We start from the raw sequence: 26,191 nt of genomic DNA, 5'->3' as shown, positions 1-26,191 counted from the left end.
GTCTGCGCCGCGTCGCTTCGCTCCTTGCTTCGCCCTAGGATGACGAAGGCGAGGTTGCTACGCCGCCACACCCAGCCCCAGCTTCTCAATCGCCAGCTTCCGCGTCGAGACATAGTCGGTTTTGCCCGAGCCTAGCACTGGAATCTCCTCGACCTTGACGATGTCGTTGGGCACCATCAGCTCGGCAGCACCCGCCTGTTTGCCGAACTTGCGCAACTCGTCAGGATTGGCGTCATCGGCGGTGGTGACCAGCACGATGCGCTCGCCGCGCCGTTTGTCCGGCACCGCGACCGCGGCATGCCGCTCTTCCGGCCACAGCGATTGCACCAGCATTTCCACCGCGCCCAGTGACACCATCTCGCCGGCGATCTTGGCGAAGCGCTTGGCGCGGCCGCGAATGGTGATGAAGCCTTCGCGGTCGACCGCGACGATGTCGCCAGTGTCGTGCCAACCCTCGAGCGGTTGCAATTCGCCCGGACGGTCCGAGGTCATGTAGCCCATCATCAGGTTGGGTCCGTCGAGCCACAACCGGCCAGCATCCTCGATGCCCTCGACCGCCTCGAGCTTCATGCGCATGGCCGGCAGCAGCCGCCCAACCGTGCCGTCGCGGCCATGGATGGCGGTATTGACGGCAACGACGGGTGCCGCCTCGGTCAACCCGAACCCTTCGATGATCTCGGCCTGGAAACGCTCGCGGTAGACGCGGCGCGTCTCCGGCTTCACCGCTTCGGCGCCGGCGACGACGAAGCGCAGGCTGGAGAAGTCGCCATCCTTGGCGGTGCGCGCATAATTGGCCAGGAACGTGTCGGTGCCGAACATGATCGTCGGCTTCACCTTGCGGGCGATCTCGGGGATGATCTTGTAGTGCAGAGGCGAGGGATAGAGAAACAGTTTTACCCCGGTGACCAGCGGCAGGATGGTGCCGCCGGTCAGCCCGAACGAGTGGAACACCGGCAGCACGTTGAGCAGGATGTCGACCGGCGAGATGGTGACGCGCGCCTCTGCCTGCATGGCGTTGGCCACAAGGTTCTTGTGCGACAGCACCACCGCCTTGGGCGTGCCTTCCGAACCCGAAGTGAACAGGATCACCGCCGGTTTGGCAGCGTCCTGCCGCTGCAGGGGCAATCGCCACAGCAAGGCCGCGGTGAGCTTCTCCAGCGTGGTGACGCTGGTCCGCACATCCTCCAGCCACAGCAGTTTGGCGCCGCCTTTTTCGACCGCCGCGATGATGTCGGCGAGGTCGGCCTTCTCGACGAAGGCACGTGAAGAGATAACGGTGCGGATCACCGCCGTGCGCACGGCGGCGGTGACGCTGGCCGGGCCGGCGGTGTAGTTGATCATCGCCGCCACCCGGCCGGCCGACAACAGGCCGACGAACGACAGCACCACGCCATTGGCGTTGGGCAGCAAGATCCCCACCGCTTCGCCCGGCGCCGTCACCGCTTCGAAGCGGCGGCCGAGCACCCGCGCGCCGATGAACATTTTGCGGTAGCTCAGCGCGCCTGAGATGACGTCCTCGATGATCGGATGCGAGGCGCCGGCCCGGTCGGCGGCATCGCGCATGGCCAGGAACAGGCCGCGATTGAGATTCGTGCCGAAAAGCCGGGCCTCGGCGACACGATCGAACAGTGCGTTGGTGTTCGAGGCCTGGTCGGGGTTTTGCGCCAAAAGTTCGGCGATGGTCATTGGCTCCAGCACGCTGATCGACAGGCGCGGAAACCAGTGCCGTGGTGCCTTGTCGGCCTGCGTCAGTGACACCGGCAGGCTGCGCGCGCCGCCGATAAAGATCGGCACGATGCGGGCATCCGCCTGCATGGCGATGCGGGTGACGGCGCGAAACAGCCGAAACGCCTTGACGTCGGGCTCGACCGCGTCGGGCAAATAGACGGCGAGACGGCCCTTACCCTTTAGCACCCGCACCAGCCTGCGGCTGACGAAGAGATGCTCGGCATTGAAGGCAATGGTGCGGCCAAGCTCGCGCCACGGCTCGAGCCATGGCGACCGCGCCGAGACCTCGTCGAGAATGTGCAGCGTGTCCTCCGGCAACAGCGACAGCATCAGCGCCGGTTCGAAGCGCGACTGGTGCGAGATCACATAGATGACCGGCGCCGGCGCCGAGCGCGCGATCTTCATCCGATCGTCTTCGATCCGGTAGGCGAGCTTGAACGGCACATAGAGCAGCGCCTGGGCAAAGCGCAGGCCAAGGCGGAATTTCTCCACCACGCCGATCAGCAGCCAGGCCACAACCAGACCCGCAAGCAGCGCCAGTGTCAGGAACATGCCGCATCTCTCCCAGCGTTTACACGCTGCGGCTCTTTTCGGCCGCTTCGGGGCAGAGCCTAGCCGAAGTGCGGGCAAGGTCAATGTAGATGAGTGCGGTCTTCCCTTCTCCCCTTGTGGGAGAAGGGAAAGAGGCGCTACGCCGCCTTCAGCCGCCCACTAATAAAGCGGAACTCCTGCGTCTTGCCGCCATAGCCATAGGCTGCAGCCGGCACTTCGTGGACGAAAGCATAGCTCTCCTCATGCACCGCGCCCAGCAGGCGGTCGAAAGCGGCGAAGATCGCTTTCAGATAGGCTTCCAGCTCAAGCTTGGTGTTGGTGCCGTCGACCACCTTGATGTCGAGCCAGAAGGTGTTGGCGCCGTGTTCGGCCAGCGACTTGCCGCCGGCGAACCAGTGCTCCGGGTCGAGATAGGTGATGGCGACCGCGGTGATGGTCGGATCCTTGCGCAGATGCGTCGCGGTCAGTTCGGTCACTTCCTTGGCGATTGTTGCGGAAAGGGTGGCGTTGGGCTTACCGGTGACGCTCACATTGATGATCGGCATGGTCTTGTCTCCCTTGGTTTCTCGCGGCATCTGTTCGCCGTTGGAGAGACCATCTCACAGCCCATGAATCAAAAAAATCGAATTGTTTTTAACTTATAATTCGATATGATCGAATTATGCAAACACTCGATCCCGACCTTCTGAAAACCTTCCTCGCCTTCGTCGATGGCGGCTCGCTGGCGCAGGCGGCATCGACCGTCGGCCGTTCGCCTTCGGCGGTGACGACGCAGATGCAGAGGCTGGAGGAGATCGTCGGCGAACCGCTGCTGATCGCGCAAGGCCGTGGTCGCGGCCTGACGCCGGCTGGCGAGGACCTTGTCGGACATGCCAGGCGCATCCTTGCCGTGCATAGCGAGGCGTGGCTGGCACTGAAGGGCGCGCGCGCCGATGGCCGCGTTGCCATCGGCACGACGCAGGATTTCGCCGACAGCGGCCTGCCGGACCTGCTGAGAGCCTTTGCGGTCAGCCATCCGCGCGTTCGGATCGAATTGCGTGTCGGCCGCTCCGCCGAACTTGGGCAGGGGTTGCAATCCGGCGCTCTCGACCTGGCGATCGCCATGCGCCAGGCCGCGACGCCGGACGAAGTCGGCGTGCTGCGCGAGCCGATGATCTGGCTCTGTTCGCAAAAGGGGCTGGTCCCGCGCCAGGACGAGGTGCCGCTGGCACTGCTCGATCCGTATTGCGGCTTTCGCGAAGCGGCGATTGCAGCATTCGACGCCGCCGGCCGCCGCTACCGCATCGCCGCCGGCAGCGCCAGCCTGGCCGGCTTGCGCACGGCGGTGAACGCCGGCATTGCGCTGACGCTGCGGACGGCGCGCTTTGCCCATTCCGGCATTGTCGAAGCGCCGCGCGAGCTTGGCTTGCCGCCGGTTCCTGTCGCCGAATTCGCCATCCGCCTGCGTGAGGATGCCGACCGGCCGGCGCAGCATCTTGCGGCGCTGCTCAGCGGCAACCTTGCTTTGTCGGCCGCTCCGGCCTGAACGCAAAGAAAAAGCCGACCTTACGGTCGGCTTCAAAGTAGGACGGGCCGAGGGGTTTGGGGGGACTTGGGGGTGGCCCGTCGCACCAACAATGCCCGAGTCTGATGATGGTTCCGTGACTTCGAAAATTTTTTTCAGGGAACATGCGCGCTTTGCGTGTCGACCACTCTCTGTCTGGCCACCAGCCAGTCGCGGCCGGCATGCGCGAACACCGCGCACAGCACAATGGCGCCGCCGATCAGGCTGGCGGCTGGCGCAATCTCGCCCAGGAACAGGAAGGCAAACAGGATCGCGAACGGCACTTCGGCCGAGCCGAGCAGGCCGGATTCAGCCGCCGGGATGAGCCGCGCGCCCTCCGTCCACAGGATCGAGGACAGCGCGAAGCAGGCGCCGAACGTGACAAGCAGCACGGCATCTCTGGACGAGACCGCCAGCGGATCGGTGACGAACCAGCCGAGCACGAACAAAAGGAACGCCGACACCGCGCCGGCCCACACCACCGGCGTGTCGCGGAAGGCGCGCACCATGATCATGTAGAGCGCGCTGCCGATCGTCATCAGCAGCGCCAGTCCATCGCCAAAGAGATTGCCGCTGCCGAAGCCCGACCACACCATGATCGCCACGCCGCAAAGCGACACGGCGGCGGCGGCCAGCGTCTGCAGGCGGAACCGCTCGCCGACCAGCAGGAAGGCAAGCAGCGCGGTGACGAAGGGCACCGTGGCGTAGATGATGGCGACATTGGCGACGAAGGTGAACTTGAACGCCGAGATGAAGGCGATGCTGGCCAGCGCCCCTTCCACCGCCAGCAGCCAGCCGCGCCAGCCCAGCCGCAGGCGTTCGCGGCCGCCGGAACGGTGTCGCCGCCACAGCACATAGAGTGCGACGAGGATCGAGCCCACGAAGCCGCGCCAGCAGATGATGGTCAGCGGTTCCGCACGGATCGACTTGGTCAAGACACCGGTGAGGCCGAAGACGGCCGCCGACGACGACACCAGGATGATGCCCAGCGTGCGCTCTGCGGCAGGGTCGGTGATGGCTGGCATGCTCGTCGATCCCGTCATGTCACCAGACTACGCTGCTCCGTCCTGACACCATACAGTCAGCAGGGGTGGCCTAAAACCGCTTGCGAAAATGCTCGTTGCCGATGATCAGCAGGCCGGCGGCAATGATCAGCGCCGCACCGAGGAACACTTCACGGCGCGGCACGTCGCCCGCTTCAGCATCGCTTGGTCAGGCTATACGGGCGAAACCGTGCGCAACGCTGCGCCAGCATCGGGCTTGCGTTGGGGCAGGGGCTGGCGATGATGCTGTCGGGATGCGATGCAAGGCTACTTGTTGGAAAGGACTGAACATGGACGCCACCGAGCTGAAAGCCATGCAGGCGCCGCTGAAGGAGGCCTATCGCGACGACGCCTCGCGGGCGCTGATCACGCTAAAGGCCAAAGGCTCGATCGACGACCAGTCGATCGCCTGCAAGGTCGAGACGGGCAGGGCGCTGGCAATTGCCGGGCTGCATCCGGCAACCGGCGGCTCCGGGTTCGAACTGTGTTCGGGCGACATGTTGCTGGAGGCGCTGGTGGCTTGCGCCGGCGTGACGCTGAAAGCGGTGGCGACGGCGCTGGAATTCAAACTGGGTGCTGCCACGGTCGAGGCCGAAGGCGATCTCGACTTTCGCGGCACGCTGGGCGTGGCAAGGGACGCGCCGGTCGGCTTTCGCGCCATCCGGCTGAATTTCGGCCTCGACACCGATGAGCCGCAGGAGCGCATCGACGCGCTGATCAAGCTGACCGAACGCTATTGCGTGGTGTTCCAGACCATCAACACCAAGCCGGAATTGACGGTGAGTGCGCGCCGCTGATCTCCCCCCTTGAGGGGGAGATGTCGCCCAAGGCGACAGAGGGGGGCGTTGCGCGTAAAGCGCCAACCTCCATCTGCCACAGGAGATCGAGCCCGGTCGAACCGACCCCTCTGGCCTGCCGGCTTTCGTCGCTCGGAAAGCCAAGCAATTGGCTTTCCGTCCGCTACGCGAACCGCTTCTCAACCCCCTCAAGGGGGGAGATATGAATTACTGCGCCGCCGGCTCTTCCGCATCACCCTCGTCGGTGAATGGCGAGGCGCTCGGCACGCAGTTCACCGCCCACCCGGCCGGCGTCGGCTGCTTCTGATATTCGGTGACGGCGTTGGTGCACTGTTCGCGGGTGTCGAAGGTGCTGGGCAGCACCACCATGCCGCCTTGCGGCCCGGCGATCACCAGATACCAGACCAACGCTACGCTCGGAGCAGCCATGGGAATTCCTCGCTTGCTTGTTGTGGGAGTCGGGTTGATCCTATCAACTTCGCACCGATGGCGAAAGCGTGGCCGTCGCGCAGCCTTCCACGATGACATCACAGCCCCGTGATGTCTGGCACCCCAAAGCTGGCCTATTCTGGCTGCCGGTAGGCGACGAACCGGTTGTGCTTGGCTTGGAAGATCAGCCCGGTCTCTTTCAGGTCCGGGCTGGCCAGCGGCACGATGCGTTTGGCGATTTCGGATGGATGCGGCAGCGTCTCCGGGTCTTCGCCGGGCACGGCTTGCGCGCGCATCGCCGTGCGGGTGGGGCCGGGGTCAGCGGCGTTGACCCTGAGCGGCAGGTTTTCCGTCTCATGCGCCCAAGAGCGCATCATGGTCTCGACCGCCGCCTTCGAGGCCGCATAGGGCGCCCAGAAGGCGCGCGCGGAATGAGCTGAATTGGCAGACAGTAGGATCGCGCGGCCCGCATCGGAGAGCCGCAGAAGCGGGTCGACCGAGCGGATCAGCCGCCATGTCGAGGTGACGTTGATGGTCATCACCTTCTCGAAGGTTTTTGCCTCGACATGGCCGATCGGCGAGATGACGCCGAGCACGCTGGCATTGGCGACGAGGATGTCGAGCTTGCCCCAGCGCTCATGGATGGCGCCGCCCAACCGGTCGATGCCAGCCATGTCGGCGAGGTCGAGCGGCACCAGCGTCGCCTCGCCCTTGCCGGTCTTCGCGCGTTCGGCCTTGATCTGGTCGTCGAGCTCTTCCAGCCCGCCGACCGTTCGGGCGACCGCAATAACGTGCGCGCCGGCGGCCGCAAGCTCCTTGGCGATGAAGTAGCCGATGCCACGCGAGGCGCCGGTGACGACCGCAACGCGGCCGGAAAGGTCGAGGGTCATGCGATGGATTCCGGAAATCTGACTAGGGAAAATGGCCGTCCGGCAATCCTATGCCCCGCTCGTCGCCAGCAGCGACAGAGTGCGCACATTGTCGTGGCCTTCGAAGTCGAGCAGGCGCGTCGGGTACTGACCGGTGAAGCAGGCGTCGCAGAATTGCGGCTGCTCATTGTCGCGGCCCGCCTCGCCGACGGCGCGGTAGAGCCCGTCGATGCTGAGGAAACCGAGCGAATCGACGCGGATGAACTCAGCCATCTCCTCGATCGACATGCGCGAGGCCAGAAGCTTCGACTTCTCCGGCGTGTCGACGCCGTAGAAACAGGAAGCGCGCGTCGGCGGCGAGGCGATGCGCATATGCACTTCCTTGGCGCCGGCGTCGCGCACCATCTGCACGATCTTCTGGCTGGTGGTGCCGCGCACGATCGAGTCGTCGACCAGCACCACGCGCTTGCCCTCGATCATGCGACGGTTGGCGTTGTGCTTGAGCTTGACGCCCATATGGCGGATCGAATCGCCCGGCTGGATGAAGGTACGGCCGACATAGTGGTTGCGGATGATGCCAAGCTCGAAGGGGATGCCCGCGGCCTGGCTGAAGCCGATCGCCGCCGGCGTGCCGGAATCCGGCACCGGCACGACGATGTCGGCCTCGACAGGGCTTTCCTGCGCCAGCTCGGCGCCGATGCGCTTGCGCACCTCATAGACGTTGCGGCCTTCGACCGACGAATCCGGGCGTGCGAAATAGACATATTCGAAGATGCAGAAACGGGTCTTCTGCGGCTCGAACGGGAACAGGCTTTCTATGCCCTTGCTGGTGACGACGACCATCTCGCCCGGCTTCAGGTCGCGCACGAACCGCGCGCCGATGATGTCGAGTGCGCAGGTTTCGGAGGCCAGGATCCAGGCGCCGTCGAGATCGCCGAGCACCAGCGGGCGGATGCCGAGAGGATCGCGGCAGCCGATCATCTTCTTGGACGTCATTGCCACCAGCGAGAAGGCGCCTTCGACCTGGCGCACCGCATCGATGAAGCGCGAATTCAGGTCGCGCTCCTTGCTGGTGGCAACCAGATGCAGCAGCGTCTCGGTGTCGGAGGTCGACGAAAAGATCGCACCCTGCTTCTGCAACGCGCGCTGTACGGTCATGGCGTTGGTCAAATTGCCGTTATGGGCGACGGCGAAGCCGCCATCGGCAAGTTCGGCGAAAAAGGGCTGGATGTTGCGCAGGCCGGCGCCGCCGGTGGTGGCGTAGCGCGTGTGGCCGATGGCGCGGTTGCCTTGCAGGCTGTCGATGACGCGCTGCTTGGTAAACGTGTCGCCGATCAGGCCGACATGGCGTTCAACATGGAATTGGGTGCCGTCGTAGGAAACGATGCCGGCAGCTTCCTGGCCGCGATGTTGCAGCGCATGGAGGCCAAGCGTGACGATCGCCGCAGCATCCTGTCGGCCGAAAATGCCGAACACGCCGCATTCGTCATGAAAATGGTCGTCGGCTTCGGCGGAAAGCACGTCGTCTGCGTCTGCCTTCGAAACTGCCATGGGGCTCAAGCTCCGCTAAAATCGCCATATAAGGTGATAGTGCGTCGAAAGCAACGCATGCTGTGCGCCGTTCACATGATCGTCAGTCGCGAGATGGCGCCGTCTGGCAGGCGCCACCTTGCCCAAAAGTCAGTTTGCCGGCGCAGCCGGGGCCGGAGCGGCCGGTGCATTTTCGGCCGGAGGCGCGTCGGTCTCGCTGTCGTCAGGCGCCGGCGCATCGGCATCGTCGCCGGCTGCCGGCGCATCCGCGGCCGGCGCGTCGGCTGCAGGGGGCGTCTCCGGCGCGGCCGGCTGATTCGGATTGAGCTTCTTGAGGATGGCGTTTTCCGGATCTTCCGGCAGCAGGCTTTCGAGCTTGGCGCCGATCGATTCCAGCAGCGGCTTCGACTTGGCGTTGGCGATCCAGGCCGGAGCCTTGGCGCCGGCCAGCCAGTTGAAGAACAACAGCGCCACTGCAACCACCAGGATGCCGCGCGCCGCGCCGTAGAGGAAGCCGAGCGTGCGGTCGAGCGCGCCGATCCTGGAATCGATGATCCAGTCGGCGAGCTTCATGGTGATGACGGAAACGACGATCAGCGCGATGACGAAGACGACGCCGGCGGCAGCCGCCATGGCGATCTTGTCGTTGTCGACATAGGGCTGGATGTAGGGCAGCACCGGCTTGTAGAAGAAGAACGCCGCCGCTGCCGCCGCTGCCCAGGAGATGACGGACAGGATCTCGCGTGAAAAGCCGCGAACCATGGCGAGCATCGCCGAAACCAGGGTGAAGCCGACAAGAATTCCGTCAAGCAGCGTAATCGGCATGTCTTTCGCCCCACTCCGATTTCTTTTTCACGACTCGGGCGAGCCGCGTCACTCTTCCTCGTCGACACGGCTGCGCCGTGAGCCGGCTATGCGCGCCACGAGATCGGCAAGCTCGGTGGGCTGGAAAGCGCCGGCCCCTATCCCCCCGGCAAGTTCCTCGCTGCCCAAGGGCAGAACCGCGCTTGCGAAACCCAGCTTTTCGGCTTCCTTGAGGCGCTGTAGCGCATGCGCCACCGGTCTCACGGCCCCCGAAAGGCTGATTTCGCCGAAATAGACGCAATCGGCGGGAAGGGCAAGACCGGTGAGCGAGGAAACCAGTGCCGCCGCGACCGCGAGATCGGCGGCGGGCTCGGTAATCCGGTAGCCACCGGCGACGTTCAGATAGACGTCATGGGTGCCGAAACGCACCCCGCAATGGGCTTCGAGCACCGCCAGGATCATCGACAGCCGGGCGCCGTCCCAGCCGACGACGGCGCGGCGCGGTGTGCCCAGCGACGACGGTGCCACCAGCGCCTGGATCTCGACCAGCACCGGCCTGGTGCCTTCCATGCCGGCGAAAACCGCGGCACCCGGCGATTTCGCATGGCGTTCGCCGAGGAAAAGCTCGGACGGGTTGGCGACCTCGCGCAGGCCCTTGTCCGACATTTCGAAGACGCCGATCTCATCGGTCGGCCCGAACCGGTTCTTCACCGTGCGCAGGATGCGGTAGTGGTGGCCGCCTTCGCCCTCGAAATAGAGCACCGCGTCGACCATGTGCTCGACGACGCGAGGACCCGCGATCTGACCTTCCTTGGTGACATGGCCGACCAGCACGATCGCCGCCCCTGTGGATTTCGCATAGCGGATCATCGCCTGGGCGGAGGCGCGCACCTGGGTGACGGTGCCGGGCGCCGAATCGGCCATGTCGGTCCACAGCGTCTGGATCGAATCGAGGATCACCAGGTCCGGCCGCTTGCCGTCGGCTATTGTCGCCAGGATGTCCTCGACATTGGTCTCGGCGGCGAGTTCGACCGGTGTGTCGGCGACGCCGAGCCGCTGCGCCCGCAGCCTGATCTGGGCGACCGCCTCTTCGCCCGAGACATAAACGATGCGGTGGCCTTTTGCAGCGAGTGCGGCGGCAGCCTGGGTCAAAAGCGTCGACTTGCCAATGCCAGGATCGCCGCCGACCAGAAGGGCCGAGCCGCGCACGAACCCGCCGCCGGTGGCGCGGTCGAGTTCGCCGATGCCGGAGATAATGCGCGGCGCATCCTCAATGTCGCCCGACAACGTGGTCAGCACAACGGCGCGGCCTTTGCGGGCGTTGCGCGTGTTGGCCGGACCCGAACCGATGCCACCCGAGGTGCCTTCCTCGACCAGTGTGTTCCACTCGCCGCAGGCATCGCATTTGCCGGCCCAGCGCTGATGCACCGAGCCGCAATTCTGGCAGATGAACTGCACGCGGGATTTTGCCAAGCTGCTACCTTCCCGCCAATTGGCGAGCGTCGTGATCCTTCGCGCCCCCCTCTGTCCTGCCGGACATCTCCCCCACGAGGGGGGAGATTGGCAGTCGCCCGCGGCGGCGCTCTTTTCTGCAACGTTGAAAATTGGCGAAACCCGACGCGCAGTCCGATCTCCCCTCTCGTGGGGGAGATGTCCGGCAGGACAGAGGGGGGCGCCGTAGAGCGCTGCCGTCCCGCATCTTTGTCTCGACGCCCGCCAAGCGCCTACTCAAACCGATCCGGCAAATGATGCTCTTCGGCCAGGTCGGAGAAGCGGGTGAACTCGCCCTGGAAGGCAAGGCTGACCGAACCGGTCGGGCCGTGGCGCTGCTTGGCGACGATGACTTCCGCCTTGCCGCGCATCTCGTTCATCTCGTGTTCCCATTTGATGTATTCGTCGGTGCCGGGCTTCGGCTCGCGGTTCTTCAGATAGTATTCCTCGCGATAGACGAACATCACCACATCGGCGTCCTGCTCGATCGAACCGGATTCACGCAGGTCGGAGAGCTGCGGGCGCTTGTCTTCGCGGCTTTCGACCTGACGCGACAGCTGCGACAGCGCGATGATCGGCACTGAGAGTTCCTTGGCCAGCGCCTTCAGCCCGGTGGTGATCTCGGTGATTTCCTGCACGCGGTTCTGCGAGGACTTGGCACTGGAACCCTGCATCAGCTGGATATAGTCGATGACGATGAGGTCGAGGCCACGCTGGCGTTTCAGGCGACGCGCGCGGGCCGACAGCTGCGCGATGGAAATACCGCCGGTCTGGTCGATGAACAGCGGAATCTTCTGCATGGTCTGTGAACAGGCGACCAGCTTTTCGAAATCCATCTCGGAAATCTCGCCGCGGCGGATTTTTGACGACGAAATTTCCGTCTGTTCGGAAATGATGCGGGTGGCGAGCTGCTCAGACGACATTTCCAGCGAGAAGAAGCCGACGACGCCGCCATTGGCGGCCTTGAACGAACCGTCGGCCTGCTGCGCCGGCTGATACATCTCGGCGATGTTGAAGGCGATGTTGGTGGCGAGCGATGTCTTGCCCATGCCCGGGCGGCCGGCAATGATGATCAGATCCGACGCCTGCAGGCCACCCATGCGGCGGTCGAGATCGCGCATGCCGGTGGCGAGGCCCGAAAGATGGCCGTCGCGCATATAGGCGGCATTGGCCATGTCGACGGCGGTCTTGACCGCATCGGTGAAACTTTCGAAGCCGCCATCGTAACGCCCGGTCTCGGCCAGTTCGAACAGGCGCCGCTCGGCATCCTCGATCTGTTCGGACGGTGACATGTCGACCGGCGCGTCATAGGCGATGTTGACCATGTCCTCGCCGACGGTGATCAGCGCGCGCCGCGTCGCCAGATCGTAGATGGCGCGGCCATAGTCGGTGGCGTTGACGACGGTGACGGCCTCGACGGCGAGGCGCACGACATATTGCGCCACCGTCATCTCGCCGACCTTCTCGTCGGCCGGCAGGAAGGTTTTCAGCGTGATCGGCGTCGCCACCTTGCCCATGCGGATGAGCTCGGCCGCGACCTCGAATATCCTGCGATGCAGCGGTTCGTAGAAATGGCCGGACTTCAAAAAGTCGGAGACGCGGTAGAAGGCATCGTTGTTGACGAGGATGGCGCCGAGTAGCGCCTGCTCGGCCTCGATGTTGTTCGGCGCCTCGCGATAGAGCGGTGTTTCCGCCACGCCGAATTTGCGCGCTGCCTCAGCCATGATGTCCCCGATTTCGATCCCGGCTTCTCGATATCAGAACGCGAAAAATCCGGTGCTGACTTATATGCATCACTCGCGTCCAATCAGCGTTGATGCCCGCGATTCACAGCCAAGATATTTCGGTGGAAAGAATCGCCATTGACTCGAATCGAGTTGGGGAGCGTAGCGTTTCTCGAAGGAGAACAAAACAAGAAAATCCACATCTATGGCTTATTCGGGCAGCGCATCGCCCCAGTCTAGGCGTCGCGCGCGTTTGAACGTCTCGCCATCGCGCTTGGTGAACAGTTTCTCGTCAGCGCTGCTGTCCGGCTGGCAAAGTTTCAGCAAGACCTTGCCGGAACCCGATTTCGGCGGTGCGATCACGCGCGCGGGGTGTGAGGACGCGGGCTGCCGCGAGGCGGCGACGTAGATGAACTTCTCGTCCTCCCACGGCACGTCGGCGTCCTTGGCCAGCCGGTGCAGGCGCGAGCGGGCGACACGGCGGGCGAAGTGGCACCAGTCGGGCGGGCTGACAGGGCAGGGCGCGTCATGCGGGCATGGGGCTAGCACATGCGCGCCGGCCTCGATCAGCTGCCGGCGCACGGCAAGGATGCGCTGCCAGCCGGCCGGCGTGCCCGGCTCGACGATCAACAGCGTATCGGCGGTCAGCTGCCACAGCCGGTCGACGAGTTTGGGCAATGACGCCGGCGGGATCTCGTCGAGCACGTAGGCGCAAGTGACCAGTTCGGCCAGCTTGAGATCGGCAAGGTCGATGGTGACGTCGCCGGCCAGCCAGGCGACTTTGGTGGTCATCGCGTCCGCGGCAAGGGTCTCGCCGACTTTGCGCACCGCGGCACTGGCTTCCAGCAGCACTGCCTGTTCGAGGTCAGGCCAGAGATCGGTCGCAGCCCAAAGCACCGTGCCGGGGCCGGCGCCGACGTCGAGCAGGCTCTTTGGCGCATAGTCCGGCCGTGCTGCGCTCAGCGCGTCGAGGCTGGCGCGGACGGCGGCATAGGTCGCCGGCAGCCGCGTCGCCAGATAGGCTTTCACCGCCATGTGCTCCGCCATGTGCAGGCGGCCGTCGCGCAGTTCGGCGCGGTAGCGGTCCGAAAGCGTCTTTGCCGCTTGCTTGAGGACCGGCAACGGCACCTTTTCGAGAATGCGCTCGACGCCTTGTCGCAGTGGGGCAGGCAACTCCATCGTTCAGGCGCCTCGAGGTGCGAGCAGGAGGACCGAGGCGCCGACAATGCAGAGCGTGGCCCCAGCAAGGTCCCAGCGATCGGGACGCACGCCTTCGACCAGCCAAAGCCAGGCCAGCGACGCGGCAATGTAGATGCCGCCATAGGCGGCATAGGCGCGGCCGGCTGCTGACGTGTCGACCAGTGCCAGCAGGAAGGCGAATAGGGCCAGCAAGACGAGGCCGGGCAACAGCCATAGCGGCGAATTCTCCAGCCGCCACCACGCCCAGAACGAAAAACAGCCGGCGATCTCGGCCAGCGCGGCAACGACGTAGAGGAGATAGGTCATGAAAAAGGTCTCGCGATAACGAGACCTTTTTCATGGTTGGGCGGGCAATGGCAAGAACAATGGCCGATTGCTTGCCTCGGCGGCCTATTCCTGATCCGCCACCTTGCGGCGGCGGGCCGGCTTGGCGACCGGCTGCTGCTGGCGATGCCCGATCTCGCGCATTTCCAGCGCCTTTTCGCATTTGGCCATGTAGTCGCGGGCCATCGGCAGCGTATCGTTCGTCTTGGCGATCTGGATCTGGAAGATCACCAAATCCTGCCAGCGGAAGGCGGCTTCCGAGGCGGCCAGGTAGAACTCCCACATGCGGCAGAAGCGCTCGTCATAGATCGCCTTGGCCTTGTCGCGGTTGGCGGCAAAGCGCTGGCTCCAGTGCTTCAGCGTGTCGGCATAGTGCAGCCGCAGGATCTCGACATCGGTGACGATGAGGCCCGACTTCTCGATTGCTGGCATCACTTCGGAGAGCGAGGGGATGTAGCCGCCCGGGAAGATGTATTTGCGGATGAAGGCGCTGGTTGCCCACGGCACGCCGGAGCGGCCGATCGTGTGCAGCAGCATGACGCCGTCCGGCTTCAGCAGCGTCGCCGATTTGTCGAAGAAGGTGCGGTAGTGGTTGACGCCGACATGTTCGAACATGCCGACCGAGACGATGCGGTCAAAACGCTCGTTGAGCTCGCGGTAGTCCTTTAGTTCGAAATGCACGCGGTTTTCCAGGCCTTGCGCATGAGCGCGGTCGGTGGCGACGCCGTGCTGTTCGGTCGACAACGTCACGCCTTGCACGTCGACGTCGAAGGATTTTGCCAGGAAGAGGCCAAGTCCGCCCCAGCCGGAGCCGATGTCGAGCACCGTCTGCCCGGCCCTCAGCCGAAGCTTGGCGGCGATATGGCGCTTCTTGGCCGCCTGCGCCTCGTCGAGCGTCATGTCCGGCTGCTCGAAATAGGCGCAGGAATACTGCATGTCCTCGTCGAGGAAGAGCCGGTAGAGATCCCCCGACAGATCATAGTGGCGCTGCACGTTGCGGCGCGCCCGCGTCGCGGTGTTGATCTGCTGCAGGCGGCGGAAGGCGTGGCGCAGGCCTTCGATCGCCTTCGCCCAGGTGGCGTCGATGCCGCCGCTGCCCATGTTCTGGAAGGCGATGCGCATCACGCCCAGGACGCCGCCCTCGATTATGTCGAGCTCGCCGTCCATATAGGCTTCCGGCACCGCCAGCATCGGGTCGAAGGTGATTGCGCGCTCGGCATGCGCCGTCTTGATGTGCATGTGCACCATCTCGCCACTGCCGTCGCCGAACACCACCGTCGAGCCTCTCGGCCCGGTGACCTTGAGACTGCCTGTGCGCACTAGGCGATCGAGAACGCGCTTGAGCAGAATATTCATGACCAATTGTCCCCTTTCGGTCAGACAGCCTGTCTAAATTCTGCACCAATATATAGGGTTTCGAAAAGTTCCGCTTGGCACAAAATGCCCGGGCGAGAGGCCCGGGCATTGGTCCACAAAGGCTGGATGCCGACAAAGTGATGAGGGAGCGCCGGTCTGGCGCTTCCTCATGCTTGATCAGGCGTTCTCTTCGCCGCCTTCGAACTCGGTGTTCGGGTCGAAGAAGTTTTCCGGACGGGCGTTGTCGTTGATGTCGTCGCCATAGATGGCTTCGGCGGTGGTCAGCGTCTCGCCCTTGGCCTGGCGCTCGGCTTCGTCGGCCGTGCGGGCGATGTTGAGCGTGATGGTGACTTCGACTTCCGGATGCAGCGCGATCGCCACATTGGTCAGGCCGATGGTCTTGATCGGCTGGTTGAGCAGGATCTGGTTGCGGTTGACCGAGAAGCCGCCAGCCGTCAGCAGATCGGCGATGTCGCGGGTCGACACCGAACCGTAGAGCTGGCCGGTTTCACCAGCCGAACGCACGGCGATGAAGCTCTTGCCGTCGAGCTTTTCCGAAACCTGCAAGGCTTCCGACTTGCGCTCGAGGTTGCGGGCTTCAAGCTGGGCGCGCTGTCCCTCGAACTTCTTCTTGTTGGCCTCGTTGGCGCGCAGCGCCTTGCCCTGCGGCAGCAGGAAATTGCGGGCGAACCCGTCCTTGACCTTGACGGTATCGCCCATCTGGCCGAGGCGGGAAACGCGTTCGAGAAGAATGACTTCCATGGTTTTGTTCCTTCAGTTTGGGTGCCAATCCATGGGATCGACGCCGAATTGTTTGGAACAGGTCAGGAAGCTTCTAGCGCCTTTGGCGCTGGTGTCGCTGTCCTGCCTGTCGCGGCAGTTAGAGGTCTTTGACCTCAACCCGGGATTTGAAGAGAAACCCTGCGGCGCCCGTCGCCGTGGGAGAAAAAAGCGGGCGGCGAACCGCCCGCTCGAAAGTCTTAGCGAACCACGTATGGCAGCAGGCCGAGGAAGCGGGCGCGCTTGATCGCCTTGGCGAGCTCGCGCTGCTTCTTCTGGCTGACGGCGGTGATGCGCGACGGCACGATCTTGCCGCGCTCGGAAATGTAGCGCTGCAGCAGACGCACGTCCTTGTAGTCGATCTTGGGCGCGTTGGCGCCGGAGAACGGGCAGGTCTTGCGGCGGCGGTGGAACGGGCGCCGGGTCGGGATCTGATTGATGTCGACCATTATTCTGCACCCCCTTCAAAGCCTTCGCGCGGACGGCGCGGACCACGATCGGCACCAGCGTCGCCGAACGAGCGCGGCGGACGATCGCCACGGTCGCCGCGATCACGGTCGCCGAACGAGCGCGGACCACGATCGCCACGGTCGCGGTCGCCGAAGCCGCCGCGTTCCGAGCGCTCTTCGCGCTTCTGCATCATGGCCGACGGGCCTTCCTCATGCGCCTCGACCTTGACAGTCAGGAAACGCAGCACGTCCTCGGACAGGCCCATCTGGCGCTCCATCTCGTTGAGCGCGGCCGGCGGGCAGGTGAGGTCCATAAGCGTGTAGTATGCCTTCCGGTTCTTGTTGACCCGGTAGGTGAGGGACTTCAGTCCCCAGTTCTCGACCCGGCCGACGGACCCGCCATTCGCGGAGATGACACCCTTGTACTGTTCGACAAGCGCATCGACCTGCTGCTGCGAGAGGTCCTGCCGGGCAAGAAACACATGTTCGTATAGAGCCATAGTGGTTCAGTGCCTTTCTTCGTTTCTCTCCCGGTTCCCGGCGGCAAAAGCCTCTGCAACTTCTCTGACCCGCTGATCCCAAAAGGGGGCGGGGAAGAAAGGAGCATTTCGAGACGGTCGAGAGCGGAGACACGGGAGGCGGAAGCGCTTCTGGCTTCACACGAAGGTTTTGGATAAAACCTCCGGCCCTCCGTTCAGCCCCCAGCAAGGACCGGCAGATTGCGGGCGTCTATACAGCAATCCGGCTGGAAGGCAAGCACAAGCAGCGTTGCAGGCAGCATCCTTGGCGTCGCAGGGCCGAAAAACGCCGGCGTTCAGCTCGTATGAGCGACGAGCTTGTCGACCGTTTCGGGGAAGAAGTCGGGGGCTGCGTGGCGTTTGCCGAACATCATGTCGTATTGCAGCAGGCGGAAATCGTTGATCGCCGGATCGATCGTCTTCTGCCGTGCCCAGTCGGGCGTGGCGTCGCCCGCCGGCGTCAACAGCAGATTGCGGTCGACGACACGGTAGTGCTCGCGCAAGGCGCCGAGGAAGCCGGTGTAGTAGGGGTGGCTGATGCCGGCCATGGTCAGGATATGGTAGGGCAGGAAGGCTGGGCTGACCGCGCCCATGTCTTCGGCCGGACCCGTCCGGTTCGACCACAGGATCAGCGGCGTCTGGTGATGCTCGAGCGCCGCCTCGGCCGACGGTTCCTTGCGCGGCGCGACATTGTCCTTGAGGAACCCGGTCTCGACATAGACCGGCCCGAGCGGCGGCAGATGGTCGCCGAAAAAGGCGATGACGGTCGGCCGGTCGCGCTTCTTCGCCCATTCGATCAGCCGCTCGAGGCCGCGGTCGGCGTCGGCGGAGCCTTCGGCATAGCTTAGCAGCGATTCACGCGCCCACGGGCTGATCCGCGCGTCGACCTTGTGGGTCGGATTGTAATAGCGATGCGGCTCGTAGGGGCCATGGTTCTGCAGGCTGACGGCGAAGAAGAACACCGGATCGTCGCTGGCGTCGGCCTCGCGAATGATCTCGTCGGTCATCGCCGCGTCGGAGGCCAGGGGGCCGCGCTTTTCCAGATAAGGCAGGTTCTCTTCCGACTTGAAGTCGTTGAAACCGAAATCGGCATAGACAGCACCGCGGTTCCAGAACCAGTTGGTGCCGGGATGGATGGCGCGCGCCCTGTAGCCCTCGCTTTTCAGGAACGTCGCCAGCGAAGGCGTCGGGGTGCGTACATATTGCTGGTAGGGAATGCTGCCGGCCGGCAGGAAGGCGTTGGAAAAGCCGGTCAGCGCTTCGAACTCGATGTTGGCGGTCATGCCGCCGAATTCGGGCGAGAACATATAGCCGGAGCGCAGTGCCCGCACATTGGGGATCGGGTCGGGCGTGATGGTGACGCCGGGCAGTTTGGTCGGATCCCAGAAGGATTCGCTCATGACGATGATGATGTCGGGCTTCTCTGCCGGCACCGACGCCGTCACGTCGGATCTGTCGATCGCCGCGATCGCCTTTTCGGAGTAGCCCGCCGGCGCCGAGACATGGGCCATCGGCACGTTGAGCGCGAAGGCGAGCGCAAAGCCGTTGGAGGCGTAGTTTTCCTTCTGGTCCCACATAATCGGGATGATCTGCAGCCGGTCGCGGGTCCACGAGAAAGTGGCATAGTCCATGATCGAGACGACGAAGGCGAGCAGCGGCACGGTCAGCGTCAGTCGGGCGAGCCGGCCCTTGTGGCTGAGCGCCGGCACCCGGCGGCGCCATAGCCGCCAGCCATAGACCAGCAGCGACAGCCCGCCGACGATGCCAACCGCCATCATGATGGCGGTTCCCGGGCGATCACGCACCAGAAGCGGCATCAGCGCCACGATCTGGCGGGAGTAGAGGAAGTCGGTGGGATAGAGCGGGTCGCCGAGATAGAGCGACTTCTGGTGGCCGACAAACGCCAGCGCCAACGTCAGCGGCGCGACGATCATCAGGCTCTGGTGGCTGCGGCCGAGCACGGCATCGAGGCCGATGAGGATCAGCGCGAAGATGATGATGGTGGTCCAGCCCGGCTTGAACGGCTGCAGGAAGAAGCCGACCGTGCCCATGAAGTCGCCGCGCACGATCAGTTCGATTGCGAAAACCAGGATTGCGGACGCGAGCAGGCTGAGCAGCCCATAGCGGATGACAGGCCATTTCCGGCCCGGCAGATAGCCGGTGGACGGATCGCCTTCCAGAAACTGCGGCGCGGCCTTGCCAGCGCGCTTCATACGGTTTGCCACCTTAAAATCCCCGGCCCGCAACAAATGCGTCATCGAATTGTCATCGAACTGTCACGCAAAGCTAGCGCCTGTGGCGAAAATGAGAAGAGCCAGCAAACGAATCGTGTTCGGTTTTCATCATGAGTGATCGCCAAAAAGCCTTTTGGATCAGGCACTCGCCCGCTGACGCCGTGCCGAAACCGGTCGCGAATGGCCCCCGGTGGACTTGACTTGGCCGCCCGCCTTGCGTCACAGGCAGGGAAAAACCAGCCTCTGGAGCCTCACATGGCCGTCGCATTCACCTTTCCGGGACAGGGCAGCCAGGCTGTCGGCATGGGCAAGGACCTTGCCGACGCCTTTCCTGAATCGCGCCAGATCTTCGAGGAAATCGACGAAGCGCTCGGCGAAAACCTGTCGAAGCTGATCTGGGAAGGACCGGAGGAGACGCTGACGCTGACCGCCAATGCCCAGCCGGCGCTGATGGCGGTGTCGCTGGCGGCGGTCCGGGCGCTTGAAGCGCGCGGCTTTTCGCTGAAGGACAAGGTCGCCTATGTCGCCGGCCATTCGCTCGGCGAATATTCGGCACTTGCCGCCGCCGGTTTCGTGTCTGTCGCCGATGCCGCCCGGCTGCTGCGCATCCGTGGCAACGCCATGCAGGCGGCGGTGCCGGCCGGCGAGGGCGCCATGGCGGCGATCATCGGCCTGGAGCAGGCCGATGTCGAAGCCGCCTGCGCGGAGGCCGCCAAGGGCTCAGTCTGCCAGATCGCCAACGACAATGGCGGCGGCCAGCTGGTCATCTCCGGCGCCAGGGCCGCGGTCGAACTGGCGGCCAAGCTGTGCACCGAAAAGGGTGCCAAGCGGGCGTTGATGCTGCAGGTCTCGGCGCCCTTCCATTCGGCGCTGATGGCGCCTGCGGCCGAGGTCATGCGCGAGGCCCTGGCAGGCGTGACGAAGAACGCGCCGGTCGTTCCCGTCGTCTCCAACGTGTCGGTGACCCCGACCAGCGATCCCGACGTCATCGCCAGCCGCCTGGTCGAACAGGTGACCGGCCGCGTGCGCTGGCGCGAAACGGTGGAGTGGTTCGGCCAAAACGGCGTTACCACGCTTCACGAAGTGGGCGCCGGCAAGGTGCTGTCAGGATTGGCGCGGCGCATCAACCGCGACATCGCCACCGGCGCCGTCGGCACGGCGGCCGATGTCGAGGCGGCGCTGGCGGCGCTTGGTTGAGACTGGCGATTTGATCGCACTCGTGCCAAGGGTGTTCTCTGAGATCGGGAGACAAAAATGTTCGAATTGACCGGCCGCAAGGCACTCGTCACCGGCGCTTCGGGAGGCATTGGCGAGGCGATCGCGCGGGTGCTGCACGCGCAAGGCGCCATTGTCGGCCTGCATGGCACGCGCGTCGAGAAATTGGAGACGTTGGCCGCCGAGCTCGGTGATCGCGTCAAGCTGTTTCCGGCCAATTTGTCGAACCGCGACGAGGTCAAGGCGCTCGGCCAGAAGGCGGAGGCCGATCTCGAAGGTGTCGACATTCTGGTCAACAATGCCGGCATCACCAAGGACGGGCTGTTCGTGCGCATGGCCGACGCCGACTGGGACAGCGTGATGGAGGTCAACCTCACCGCCGTGTTCCGGCTGACCCGCGAACTCACCCATCCGATGATGCGCCGCCGGCATGGCCGCATCATCAACATCACCTCGGTGGTCGGCGTCACCGGCAATCCCGGCCAGACCAACTATTGCGCCACCAAGGCCGGCATGATCGGCTTTTCCAAGTCGCTGGCGCAGGAGATCGCCACCCGCAACATCACTGTCAACTGCGTCGCCCCCGGCTTCATCGAATCGGCAATGACCGACAAGCTCAACGACAAGCAGAAAGAGGCGATCATGGCGGCGATCCCGACCCGGCGCATGGGCACCAGCGCCGAAGTCGCCTCGGCTGTCGCCTATCTCGCTTCCAACGAGGCGGCCTATGTCACCGGCCAGACCATTCATGTGAATGGCGGCATGGCAATGATCTAACAGTTGCGGGAAAACACCCCATTTCGGCTTGGACGCGCGCTATTTTTCGTGTAATGCGGCCCGCAACCCGGCGGTTCGGGCAAAAACCGGTCCGTTGTCGTTGCGTTTCCGGCAGGACCATCTTTCAGCTTGATTAGCGGCATTCTGCCCGCTAACGAAGACAGACAAACAAAAGACGAGGATGCCCCAAATGAGTGACACCGCAGAGCGCGTCAAGAAGATCGTCATCGAACACCTTGGCGTCGAAGCCGACAAGGTGACGGAGCAGGCGAGCTTCATCGATGATCTGGGCGCAGACAGCCTCGACACGGTCGAACTCGTCATGGCGTTCGAAGAAGAGTTCGGCGTCGAGATTCCGGACGATGCGGCAGAGACCATCCTGACCGTCGGCGACGCTGTGAAGTACATCGACAAGGCTTCGGCCTGAGGCTTTTCGCAGGCATCACCGGGGAGGACCTGCGATGAGGCGTGTCGTCGTCACGGGCCTTGGCCTGGTTTCGCCTTTCGGCATGGGCTTCGAGCACAGCTGGAAGCAACTTCTGACCGGCCGCAGCGCGGCCAAGCGCGTCACCGAGTTCGAAGTGGAAGATCTTGCCTGCAAGATCGCCCACGTCATTCCCCGCGGTGACGGCTCTAACGGTACGCTCAATCCCGAAGCCGTGCTCGAGCCAAAGGAACTGCGCAAGATCGGCGACTTCATCCTTTACGGGATCGCGGCCGCCGATGAAGCGCTGAAGGATTCCGGCTGGGAGCCTGCAAACGAGCAGGAGCGCTGCGCCACCGGCGTCATGATCGGCTCCGGCATTGGCGGCCTTGAAGGCATCGCCGAAAACGCCATCATCCTGAAGGAACGCGGCCCGCGCCGCATCAGCCCGTTCTTCATTCCTGGCAACATCATCAACCTTGTGTCCGGACAAGTGTCGATCCGGCATGGGCTGAAAGGCCCCAACCACGCCGTCGTCACCGCTTGCTCGACCGGCGCGCACGCCATTGGCGATGCCGCCCGGCTGATCATCTTCGGCGATGCCGACGTGATGCTGGCCGGCGGTGCCGAATCGCCGGTGACGCGGCTTTCGCTTGCCGGCTTCGCCGCTTGCCGGGCGCTGTCCACCGAGCGCAACGACACGCCGGAAAAAGCCTCGCGTCCCTATGACCGTGACCGTGACGGCTTCGTCATGGGCGAGGGCGCCGGCGTCGTCGTGCTGGAAGAACTCGAACACGCCAAGGCGCGCGGCGCAAAAATCTATGCCGAGGTCACCGGCTATGGGCTGACCGGCGACGCCTATCATATCACCGCGCCTGCCGAAGATGGCGACGGCGCGTTCCGCTGCATGACGGCGGCGCTGAACCGGGCCAAGCTTACCCCGTCCGATCTGGACTACATCAACGCCCATGGCACTTCGACCATGGCCGATACGATCGAGCTCGGCGCCGTCGAGCGGCTGGTCGGCAATGCCGCGTCGAAAATCTCGATGTCGTCGACCAAGTCGTCAATCGGTCATCTCCTGGGGGCGGCCGGTGCCGCCGAGGCGATCTTTTCGATCCTTGCCATCCGCGACAACATTGCGCCGGCGACCATCAATCTCGACAACCCGGAGCGCGAGACAGCGATCGACCTGGTCGCGAACACACCGCGGGCTCGCCAGATCGATGTGGCGCTGTCCAATTCCTTCGGCTTCGGCGGCACCAACGCCTCGCTCGTCTTCCTGCGCTACAATGGCTGACCGGCCCGCCAACAGCCTGTCGTCAATTTTGCCATATTCGCCCCTACTCTGCCCGAGGGGATTCGTTGAGAGATCAAACGGCAGGGCGCTATGAACACAAATCCGGCAGGCAACGGGGAATTTGGGCAGCGACAGGCTGCGCCCGGTCCGATCGTGCCGAAGACGGCCAGCGAGGCATTGCGGCCTGAAGCCGGCACGCCACCGCCGCGGCGTTCGCGCGCCTCGCGCAGCCAGGTCGTCGTGTTCATGAACTTCGTCATCTCCTCGGTGATGCTGATGGTTCTGGCGGCCGGCATCTCGCTTTATTTTGGCAAGCAGGCGTTCAACGAGGCCGGCCCGTCGGTCAATGGCGACACCTTCCTGGTCAAGTCGAACTCCGGCGTCCAGGATATCGCCGACCAGCTCGAGCGCCGCGGACTGATCAGCGACGCCCGCATCTTCCGCCTTGGCGTGCGCGCCTACGGCAACGATTCCGCGCTGAAGGCCGGCGAATACGAGATCAAGCCCAAGGCCTCGATGCGCGAGATCATGGAACTTTTGAAGAGCGGCAAGTCGGTGATGTATTCGCTGACCATTCCCGAAGGGCTGACGGTCGAGCAGGCGATGCAGCGCATCGCCGATCAGGCCGCGTTGACCGGCGACATGCCGGCGGCCTTGCCGCTGGAGGGCAGCCTCGCCACCGACACGCTGCGCTTCACCCGTGGCGCCACGCGCCAGCAGATGGTCGACAAGCTTCTGGCCGACCAGAAGAAGCTGGTCGACGACGTCTGGCAGCGGCGCGCGCCCGACTTGCCTCTGGCCAATGTCGAGGACTTCGTCACGCTGGCCTCGATCGTTGAGAAGGAGACGGGCAAGGGGGATGAGCGCTCGCGCGTCGCCGCCGTCTTCCTCAACCGGCTGGCCAAGGGCATGCGGCTGCAGTCGGATCCGACCATCATCTACGGCCTGTTCGGCGGCAAGGGCAAACCCGCCGATCGTCCGATCTACCAGTCAGACATCGAGAAGCCGACGCCCTACAACACCTATCTGATCAACGGCCTGCCGCCGACGCCGATTGCCAATCCCGGCCGCGCCGCGCTCGAAGCCGTCGCCAATCCGTCGAAAACCGATGATCTCTATTTCGTCGCCGACGGCACCGGTGGCCATGTCTTTGCCGCGACGCTGGAAGAGCACAATGAGAACGTTGCCCGTTACCGGGCGCTGCAGAAGAAGCAGGCAGACGATGCCGCCAAGGCAGCCCAAGGCACCGACCAGACTGGCGCCGCCAAGCCGGCCGAAACCGGCGATGACGGTGACGGCAGCGATACCGGTGACAATGGCGACGCTGGCGGCGATGCCGGAGCCGCCCAGTAGCGCTGATTTCTAAAGTCGCCCCTCGCGTGTCCATTTGAACGCGCCAGGGACGCTCTAAAACTTTATAAGAGCGCCCGGCGTCGCATTAAACACGCATGGGACGCTCCGGCATTTTGAAGCCAGGCATGTCCGGAGCGTTTTCGGGGCATGCCGCCAGGGGGACGTACGAAAACCATGAGTTTGCAGAGCATGACCGGTTTTGCGCGCGCTGTCGCCGAACAGGACGGCACGTCGATCGCCTGGGAGGTCAAGTCGGTCAACGGCAAGAGCGTCGAGGTCAGGCTGCGGCTGCCACAAGGTTTTGAGCGGCTGGAGCCGGCGGTCAGGCAGACGCTGCAGAAGCGCTTTTCCCGTGGCAATTTCCAGGCGACGCTGACCATTGGTCGCGCCGCCGGCGCGCAAGTCCAGCCGGTGGTCAACGAAGCCTTCTTGAAGGATCTGGCCGGACTGGCCAAGCGGCTGCAGGAGCAGTTCGGCGTGGCACCCGCGACGGCTGACGGGCTGCTTGCGCTTCGCGGCGTGCTCGACATTCCCGAAAGCACCGAAACCGAAGAGGCGCGGGCAGCCCTCGATACGGCGATCGTGTCGGCGCTGGAAGTGGCGCTGGGCGGGCTGGAGCTGGCGCGCCAGGGCGAGGGCGCGGCACTTGCCTCATTGCTGTCCGGCCACATCGACGCCATCGAGGCGCTGACGCTGCAGGCCGAGGCCGATCCGTCGCGCGAGCCGGCGGCGATCCGCGAACGCATCGCCGAGCAGGTCCGACTGCTGATGGATGCGTCGGCCAATCTCGACGCCGGCCGCCTGCACATGGAGGCGGCATTTCTCGCCACCAAGGCTGACATCCGTGAAGAGATCGACCGGCTGAAGACGCATGTGGCGTCGGGCCGGGCACTGCTGGCAGGGGGCGGCGCCATCGGCCGCAAGCTCGATTTTCTGGCGCAGGAATTCAACCGCGAATCGAATACGCTGTGCTCGAAGTCGAACGCCGCGGCGGTGACCGCAATCGGGCTGGAGCTGAAGGCAGTGGTCGACCAGTTTCGCGAACAGGTCCAGAATCTGGAGTAACCCCGATGGCCGCCAAGGATGTAGGTTCCCGCATTCGCCGTCGGGGGCTGATGCTCGTGCTTTCGTCGCCGTCCGGCGCCGGCAAGTCGACGATCGCGCGCAATCTGCTGGAAAGCGATTCAAGCCTCGAACTGTCGGTCTCCGTCACCACGCGGCCGCGCCGCGGCTCAGAGATCGAGGGCGTCCACTATCACTTCCGCACGATGCGCGAGTTCGAGCGGCTGCGCGATTCCGACGCGCTGCTCGAATGGGCGGAGGTGCACGGCAATTGCTACGCGACGCCGCGCGAGCCGGCCGAACTGGCGCTGGCGCAAGGCCGCGACATGCTGTTCGATATCGACTGGCAAGGCGCCCAGCAGCTCAAGGAGAAGATGCGCGCCGACATCGTCTCGATCTTCATCCTGCCGCCATCGATGAAGGAATTGAAGGCACGGCTGAAGCGCCGGGCCGAGGACCAGGAATCGGTGATCGAGATGCGGCTGAAAAACGCCCGCAACGAGATCGAGCACTGGAAGGAATATGATTTCGTCATCATCAACGACGATCTCGACCGCGCCTTCGCCGAGGTGCGCGGCATCGTGACGGCAGAACGGCTTCGGCGCGATCGCCGGCCGGGCCTGTTCGACTTCGTTTCAGGGCTGTTGGACGAGAAAACGGAGTGAATCTTCCTTCTCCCCGTTTGCGGG

Annotated in this window: 25 protein-coding genes; 9 read left to right on the top strand and 16 right to left on the bottom strand. The window is 64.3% G+C overall.

Annotation, left to right across the window (positions count from 1 at the left end):
• Window positions 1–57: 57 nt before the first annotated feature.
• Both AC1DXN_RS00660 and AC1DXN_RS00655 read right to left on the bottom strand, forming a co-directional pair.
• On the bottom strand, window positions 58–2,280 hold the full coding sequence (locus AC1DXN_RS00660) for an AMP-binding protein (RefSeq protein ID WP_477272202.1): 2,223 nt from the start codon (window positions 2,278–2,280) through the stop codon (window positions 58–60).
• A 137-nt stretch (window positions 2,281–2,417) separates the two neighbouring features.
• Entirely contained in the window at window positions 2,418–2,825 is a 408-nt protein-coding gene (locus AC1DXN_RS00655; protein ID WP_477272204.1) for a tautomerase family protein, read from the bottom strand.
• A gap of 116 nt (window positions 2,826–2,941) precedes the next feature.
• On the opposite strand from AC1DXN_RS00655, the gene AC1DXN_RS00650 reads away from it, so the two are divergent.
• Window positions 2,942–3,805, top strand: a complete 864-nt coding sequence (locus AC1DXN_RS00650; RefSeq protein WP_477248339.1) for a LysR substrate-binding domain-containing protein — start codon at window positions 2,942–2,944, stop codon at window positions 3,803–3,805.
• A gap of 134 nt (window positions 3,806–3,939) precedes the next feature.
• Here AC1DXN_RS00650 and AC1DXN_RS00645 read toward each other — a convergent pair whose 3' ends face one another.
• Window positions 3,940–4,848: a DMT family transporter gene (locus tag AC1DXN_RS00645; protein WP_477272206.1), complete on the bottom strand. Its 909-nt coding sequence runs from the start codon at window positions 4,846–4,848 to the stop codon at window positions 3,940–3,942.
• A 308-nt stretch (window positions 4,849–5,156) separates the two neighbouring features.
• On the opposite strand from AC1DXN_RS00645, the gene AC1DXN_RS00640 reads away from it, so the two are divergent.
• Window positions 5,157–5,663 (top strand): OsmC family protein, encoded by a 507-nt coding sequence (locus tag AC1DXN_RS00640; protein WP_477272208.1) that lies wholly within the window; start codon window positions 5,157–5,159, stop codon window positions 5,661–5,663.
• Between the two features lie 207 nt (window positions 5,664–5,870).
• Here the strand turns inward: AC1DXN_RS00640 and AC1DXN_RS00635 are convergent, their stop codons facing one another.
• The 13 genes from AC1DXN_RS00635 to AC1DXN_RS00575 form a co-directional block, all read right to left on the bottom strand.
• On the bottom strand, window positions 5,871–6,092 hold the full coding sequence (locus AC1DXN_RS00635; protein WP_477248331.1) for a hypothetical protein: 222 nt from the start codon (window positions 6,090–6,092) through the stop codon (window positions 5,871–5,873).
• Window positions 6,093–6,226: 134 nt separating this feature from the next.
• Window positions 6,227–6,982: an SDR family NAD(P)-dependent oxidoreductase gene (locus tag AC1DXN_RS00630; protein WP_477248329.1), complete on the bottom strand. Its 756-nt coding sequence runs from the start codon at window positions 6,980–6,982 to the stop codon at window positions 6,227–6,229.
• A gap of 48 nt (window positions 6,983–7,030) precedes the next feature.
• Window positions 7,031–8,512 (bottom strand): amidophosphoribosyltransferase, encoded by a 1,482-nt coding sequence (purF, locus tag AC1DXN_RS00625; RefSeq protein WP_477248327.1) that lies wholly within the window; start codon window positions 8,510–8,512, stop codon window positions 7,031–7,033.
• A gap of 129 nt (window positions 8,513–8,641) precedes the next feature.
• Complete coding sequence (locus AC1DXN_RS00620; protein WP_477272210.1) at window positions 8,642–9,316, bottom strand: CvpA family protein; 675 nt, start codon at window positions 9,314–9,316, stop codon at window positions 8,642–8,644.
• A gap of 48 nt (window positions 9,317–9,364) precedes the next feature.
• A complete protein-coding gene (gene radA / locus AC1DXN_RS00615) occupies window positions 9,365–10,768 on the bottom strand; it encodes a DNA repair protein RadA (RefSeq protein WP_477272211.1) in 1,404 nt (467 codons plus the stop codon).
• A 251-nt stretch (window positions 10,769–11,019) separates the two neighbouring features.
• Window positions 11,020–12,510 carry a replicative DNA helicase gene (locus AC1DXN_RS00610; protein ID WP_477272213.1) on the bottom strand — a complete coding sequence of 497 codons (1,491 nt, stop codon included), beginning with the start codon at window positions 12,508–12,510 and terminating at the stop codon, window positions 11,020–11,022.
• A 210-nt stretch (window positions 12,511–12,720) separates the two neighbouring features.
• On the bottom strand, window positions 12,721–13,689 hold the full coding sequence (locus AC1DXN_RS00605) for a small ribosomal subunit Rsm22 family protein (RefSeq protein WP_477272215.1): 969 nt from the start codon (window positions 13,687–13,689) through the stop codon (window positions 12,721–12,723).
• 3 nt (window positions 13,690–13,692) lie between these two features.
• Entirely contained in the window at window positions 13,693–14,016 is a 324-nt protein-coding gene (locus AC1DXN_RS00600; RefSeq protein WP_477272217.1) for a YnfA family protein, read from the bottom strand.
• Window positions 14,017–14,100: 84 nt separating this feature from the next.
• Window positions 14,101–15,390 carry a class I SAM-dependent methyltransferase gene (locus AC1DXN_RS00595; RefSeq protein WP_477272219.1) on the bottom strand — a complete coding sequence of 430 codons (1,290 nt, stop codon included), beginning with the start codon at window positions 15,388–15,390 and terminating at the stop codon, window positions 14,101–14,103.
• 177 nt (window positions 15,391–15,567) lie between these two features.
• Window positions 15,568–16,152: a 50S ribosomal protein L9 gene (gene rplI / locus AC1DXN_RS00590; protein ID WP_477248313.1), complete on the bottom strand. Its 585-nt coding sequence runs from the start codon at window positions 16,150–16,152 to the stop codon at window positions 15,568–15,570.
• 218 nt (window positions 16,153–16,370) lie between these two features.
• Window positions 16,371–16,619: a 30S ribosomal protein S18 gene (gene rpsR, locus AC1DXN_RS00585; RefSeq protein ID WP_006203718.1), complete on the bottom strand. Its 249-nt coding sequence runs from the start codon at window positions 16,617–16,619 to the stop codon at window positions 16,371–16,373.
• The gene (gene rpsF, locus AC1DXN_RS00580) at window positions 16,619–17,119 is read right to left on the bottom strand and encodes a 30S ribosomal protein S6 (RefSeq protein ID WP_477272221.1); all 501 of its coding nucleotides are present in this window, start codon (window positions 17,117–17,119) and stop codon (window positions 16,619–16,621) included. Before rpsF ends, rpsR begins: the two co-directional genes overlap by 1 nt.
• A gap of 314 nt (window positions 17,120–17,433) precedes the next feature.
• Window positions 17,434–19,395, bottom strand: coding sequence for an LTA synthase family protein (locus tag AC1DXN_RS00575; protein ID WP_477272223.1), 1,962 nt, complete (start codon window positions 19,393–19,395; stop codon window positions 17,434–17,436).
• Window positions 19,396–19,626: 231 nt separating this feature from the next.
• Here AC1DXN_RS00575 and fabD point away from each other — a divergent pair, with 231 nt between their 5' ends.
• The 7 genes from fabD (at window position 19,627) to gmk (ending at window position 26,167) form a co-directional block, all read left to right on the top strand.
• Window positions 19,627–20,568, top strand: coding sequence for an ACP S-malonyltransferase (gene fabD, locus AC1DXN_RS00570; protein WP_477272225.1), 942 nt, complete (start codon window positions 19,627–19,629; stop codon window positions 20,566–20,568).
• A 57-nt stretch (window positions 20,569–20,625) separates the two neighbouring features.
• Entirely contained in the window at window positions 20,626–21,363 is a 738-nt protein-coding gene (gene fabG, locus AC1DXN_RS00565) for a 3-oxoacyl-[acyl-carrier-protein] reductase (RefSeq protein ID WP_477272227.1), read from the top strand.
• Between the two features lie 190 nt (window positions 21,364–21,553).
• Entirely contained in the window at window positions 21,554–21,790 is a 237-nt protein-coding gene (locus AC1DXN_RS00560; RefSeq protein WP_056109445.1) for an acyl carrier protein, read from the top strand.
• A 34-nt stretch (window positions 21,791–21,824) separates the two neighbouring features.
• Window positions 21,825–23,087: a beta-ketoacyl-ACP synthase II gene (gene fabF, locus AC1DXN_RS00555; RefSeq protein ID WP_477272229.1), complete on the top strand. Its 1,263-nt coding sequence runs from the start codon at window positions 21,825–21,827 to the stop codon at window positions 23,085–23,087.
• 90 nt (window positions 23,088–23,177) lie between these two features.
• The gene (gene mltG, locus AC1DXN_RS00550; RefSeq protein WP_477272231.1) at window positions 23,178–24,440 is read left to right on the top strand and encodes an endolytic transglycosylase MltG; all 1,263 of its coding nucleotides are present in this window, start codon (window positions 23,178–23,180) and stop codon (window positions 24,438–24,440) included.
• Window positions 24,441–24,614: 174 nt separating this feature from the next.
• Window positions 24,615–25,505 (top strand): YicC/YloC family endoribonuclease, encoded by an 891-nt coding sequence (locus tag AC1DXN_RS00545; protein ID WP_477272233.1) that lies wholly within the window; start codon window positions 24,615–24,617, stop codon window positions 25,503–25,505.
• 5 nt (window positions 25,506–25,510) lie between these two features.
• Window positions 25,511–26,167, top strand: coding sequence for a guanylate kinase (gene gmk / locus AC1DXN_RS00540; RefSeq protein WP_477272235.1), 657 nt, complete (start codon window positions 25,511–25,513; stop codon window positions 26,165–26,167).
• The last annotated feature ends 24 nt before the right edge of the window (window positions 26,168–26,191 follow it).

The organism is Mesorhizobium sp. P2_H9 (assembly GCF_056403215.1).
This window is presented reverse-complemented; position numbering and strand designations above follow the sequence as displayed.

Coding starts and splice junctions, on each gene's coding strand:
- AC1DXN_RS00660 (WP_477272202.1), bottom strand. CDS start 2,280: ATGTTCCTGACACTGGCGCTGCTTGCGGGTCTGGTTGTGGCCTGGCTG.
- AC1DXN_RS00655 (WP_477272204.1), bottom strand. CDS start 2,825: ATGCCGATCATCAATGTGAGCGTCACCGGTAAGCCCAACGCCACCCTT.
- AC1DXN_RS00650 (WP_477248339.1), top strand. CDS start 2,942: ATGCAAACACTCGATCCCGACCTTCTGAAAACCTTCCTCGCCTTCGTC.
- AC1DXN_RS00645 (WP_477272206.1), bottom strand. CDS start 4,848: ATGCCAGCCATCACCGACCCTGCCGCAGAGCGCACGCTGGGCATCATC.
- AC1DXN_RS00640 (WP_477272208.1), top strand. CDS start 5,157: ATGGACGCCACCGAGCTGAAAGCCATGCAGGCGCCGCTGAAGGAGGCC.
- AC1DXN_RS00635 (WP_477248331.1), bottom strand. CDS start 6,092: ATGGCTGCTCCGAGCGTAGCGTTGGTCTGGTATCTGGTGATCGCCGGG.
- AC1DXN_RS00630 (WP_477248329.1), bottom strand. CDS start 6,982: ATGACCCTCGACCTTTCCGGCCGCGTTGCGGTCGTCACCGGCGCCTCG.
- purF (WP_477248327.1), bottom strand. CDS start 8,512: ATGGCAGTTTCGAAGGCAGACGCAGACGACGTGCTTTCCGCCGAAGCC.
- AC1DXN_RS00620 (WP_477272210.1), bottom strand. CDS start 9,316: ATGCCGATTACGCTGCTTGACGGAATTCTTGTCGGCTTCACCCTGGTT.
- AC1DXN_RS00610 (WP_477272213.1), bottom strand. CDS start 12,510: ATGGCTGAGGCAGCGCGCAAATTCGGCGTGGCGGAAACACCGCTCTAT.
- AC1DXN_RS00605 (WP_477272215.1), bottom strand. CDS start 13,689: ATGGAGTTGCCTGCCCCACTGCGACAAGGCGTCGAGCGCATTCTCGAA.
- AC1DXN_RS00600 (WP_477272217.1), bottom strand. CDS start 14,016: ATGACCTATCTCCTCTACGTCGTTGCCGCGCTGGCCGAGATCGCCGGC.
- AC1DXN_RS00595 (WP_477272219.1), bottom strand. CDS start 15,390: ATGAATATTCTGCTCAAGCGCGTTCTCGATCGCCTAGTGCGCACAGGC.
- rplI (WP_477248313.1), bottom strand. CDS start 16,152: ATGGAAGTCATTCTTCTCGAACGCGTTTCCCGCCTCGGCCAGATGGGC.
- rpsR (WP_006203718.1), bottom strand. CDS start 16,619: ATGGTCGACATCAATCAGATCCCGACCCGGCGCCCGTTCCACCGCCGC.
- rpsF (WP_477272221.1), bottom strand. CDS start 17,119: ATGGCTCTATACGAACATGTGTTTCTTGCCCGGCAGGACCTCTCGCAG.
- AC1DXN_RS00575 (WP_477272223.1), bottom strand. CDS start 19,395: ATGACGCATTTGTTGCGGGCCGGGGATTTTAAGGTGGCAAACCGTATG.
- fabD (WP_477272225.1), top strand. CDS start 19,627: ATGGCCGTCGCATTCACCTTTCCGGGACAGGGCAGCCAGGCTGTCGGC.
- fabG (WP_477272227.1), top strand. CDS start 20,626: ATGTTCGAATTGACCGGCCGCAAGGCACTCGTCACCGGCGCTTCGGGA.
- AC1DXN_RS00560 (WP_056109445.1), top strand. CDS start 21,554: ATGAGTGACACCGCAGAGCGCGTCAAGAAGATCGTCATCGAACACCTT.
- fabF (WP_477272229.1), top strand. CDS start 21,825: ATGAGGCGTGTCGTCGTCACGGGCCTTGGCCTGGTTTCGCCTTTCGGC.
- mltG (WP_477272231.1), top strand. CDS start 23,178: ATGAACACAAATCCGGCAGGCAACGGGGAATTTGGGCAGCGACAGGCT.
- AC1DXN_RS00545 (WP_477272233.1), top strand. CDS start 24,615: ATGAGTTTGCAGAGCATGACCGGTTTTGCGCGCGCTGTCGCCGAACAG.
- gmk (WP_477272235.1), top strand. CDS start 25,511: ATGGCCGCCAAGGATGTAGGTTCCCGCATTCGCCGTCGGGGGCTGATG.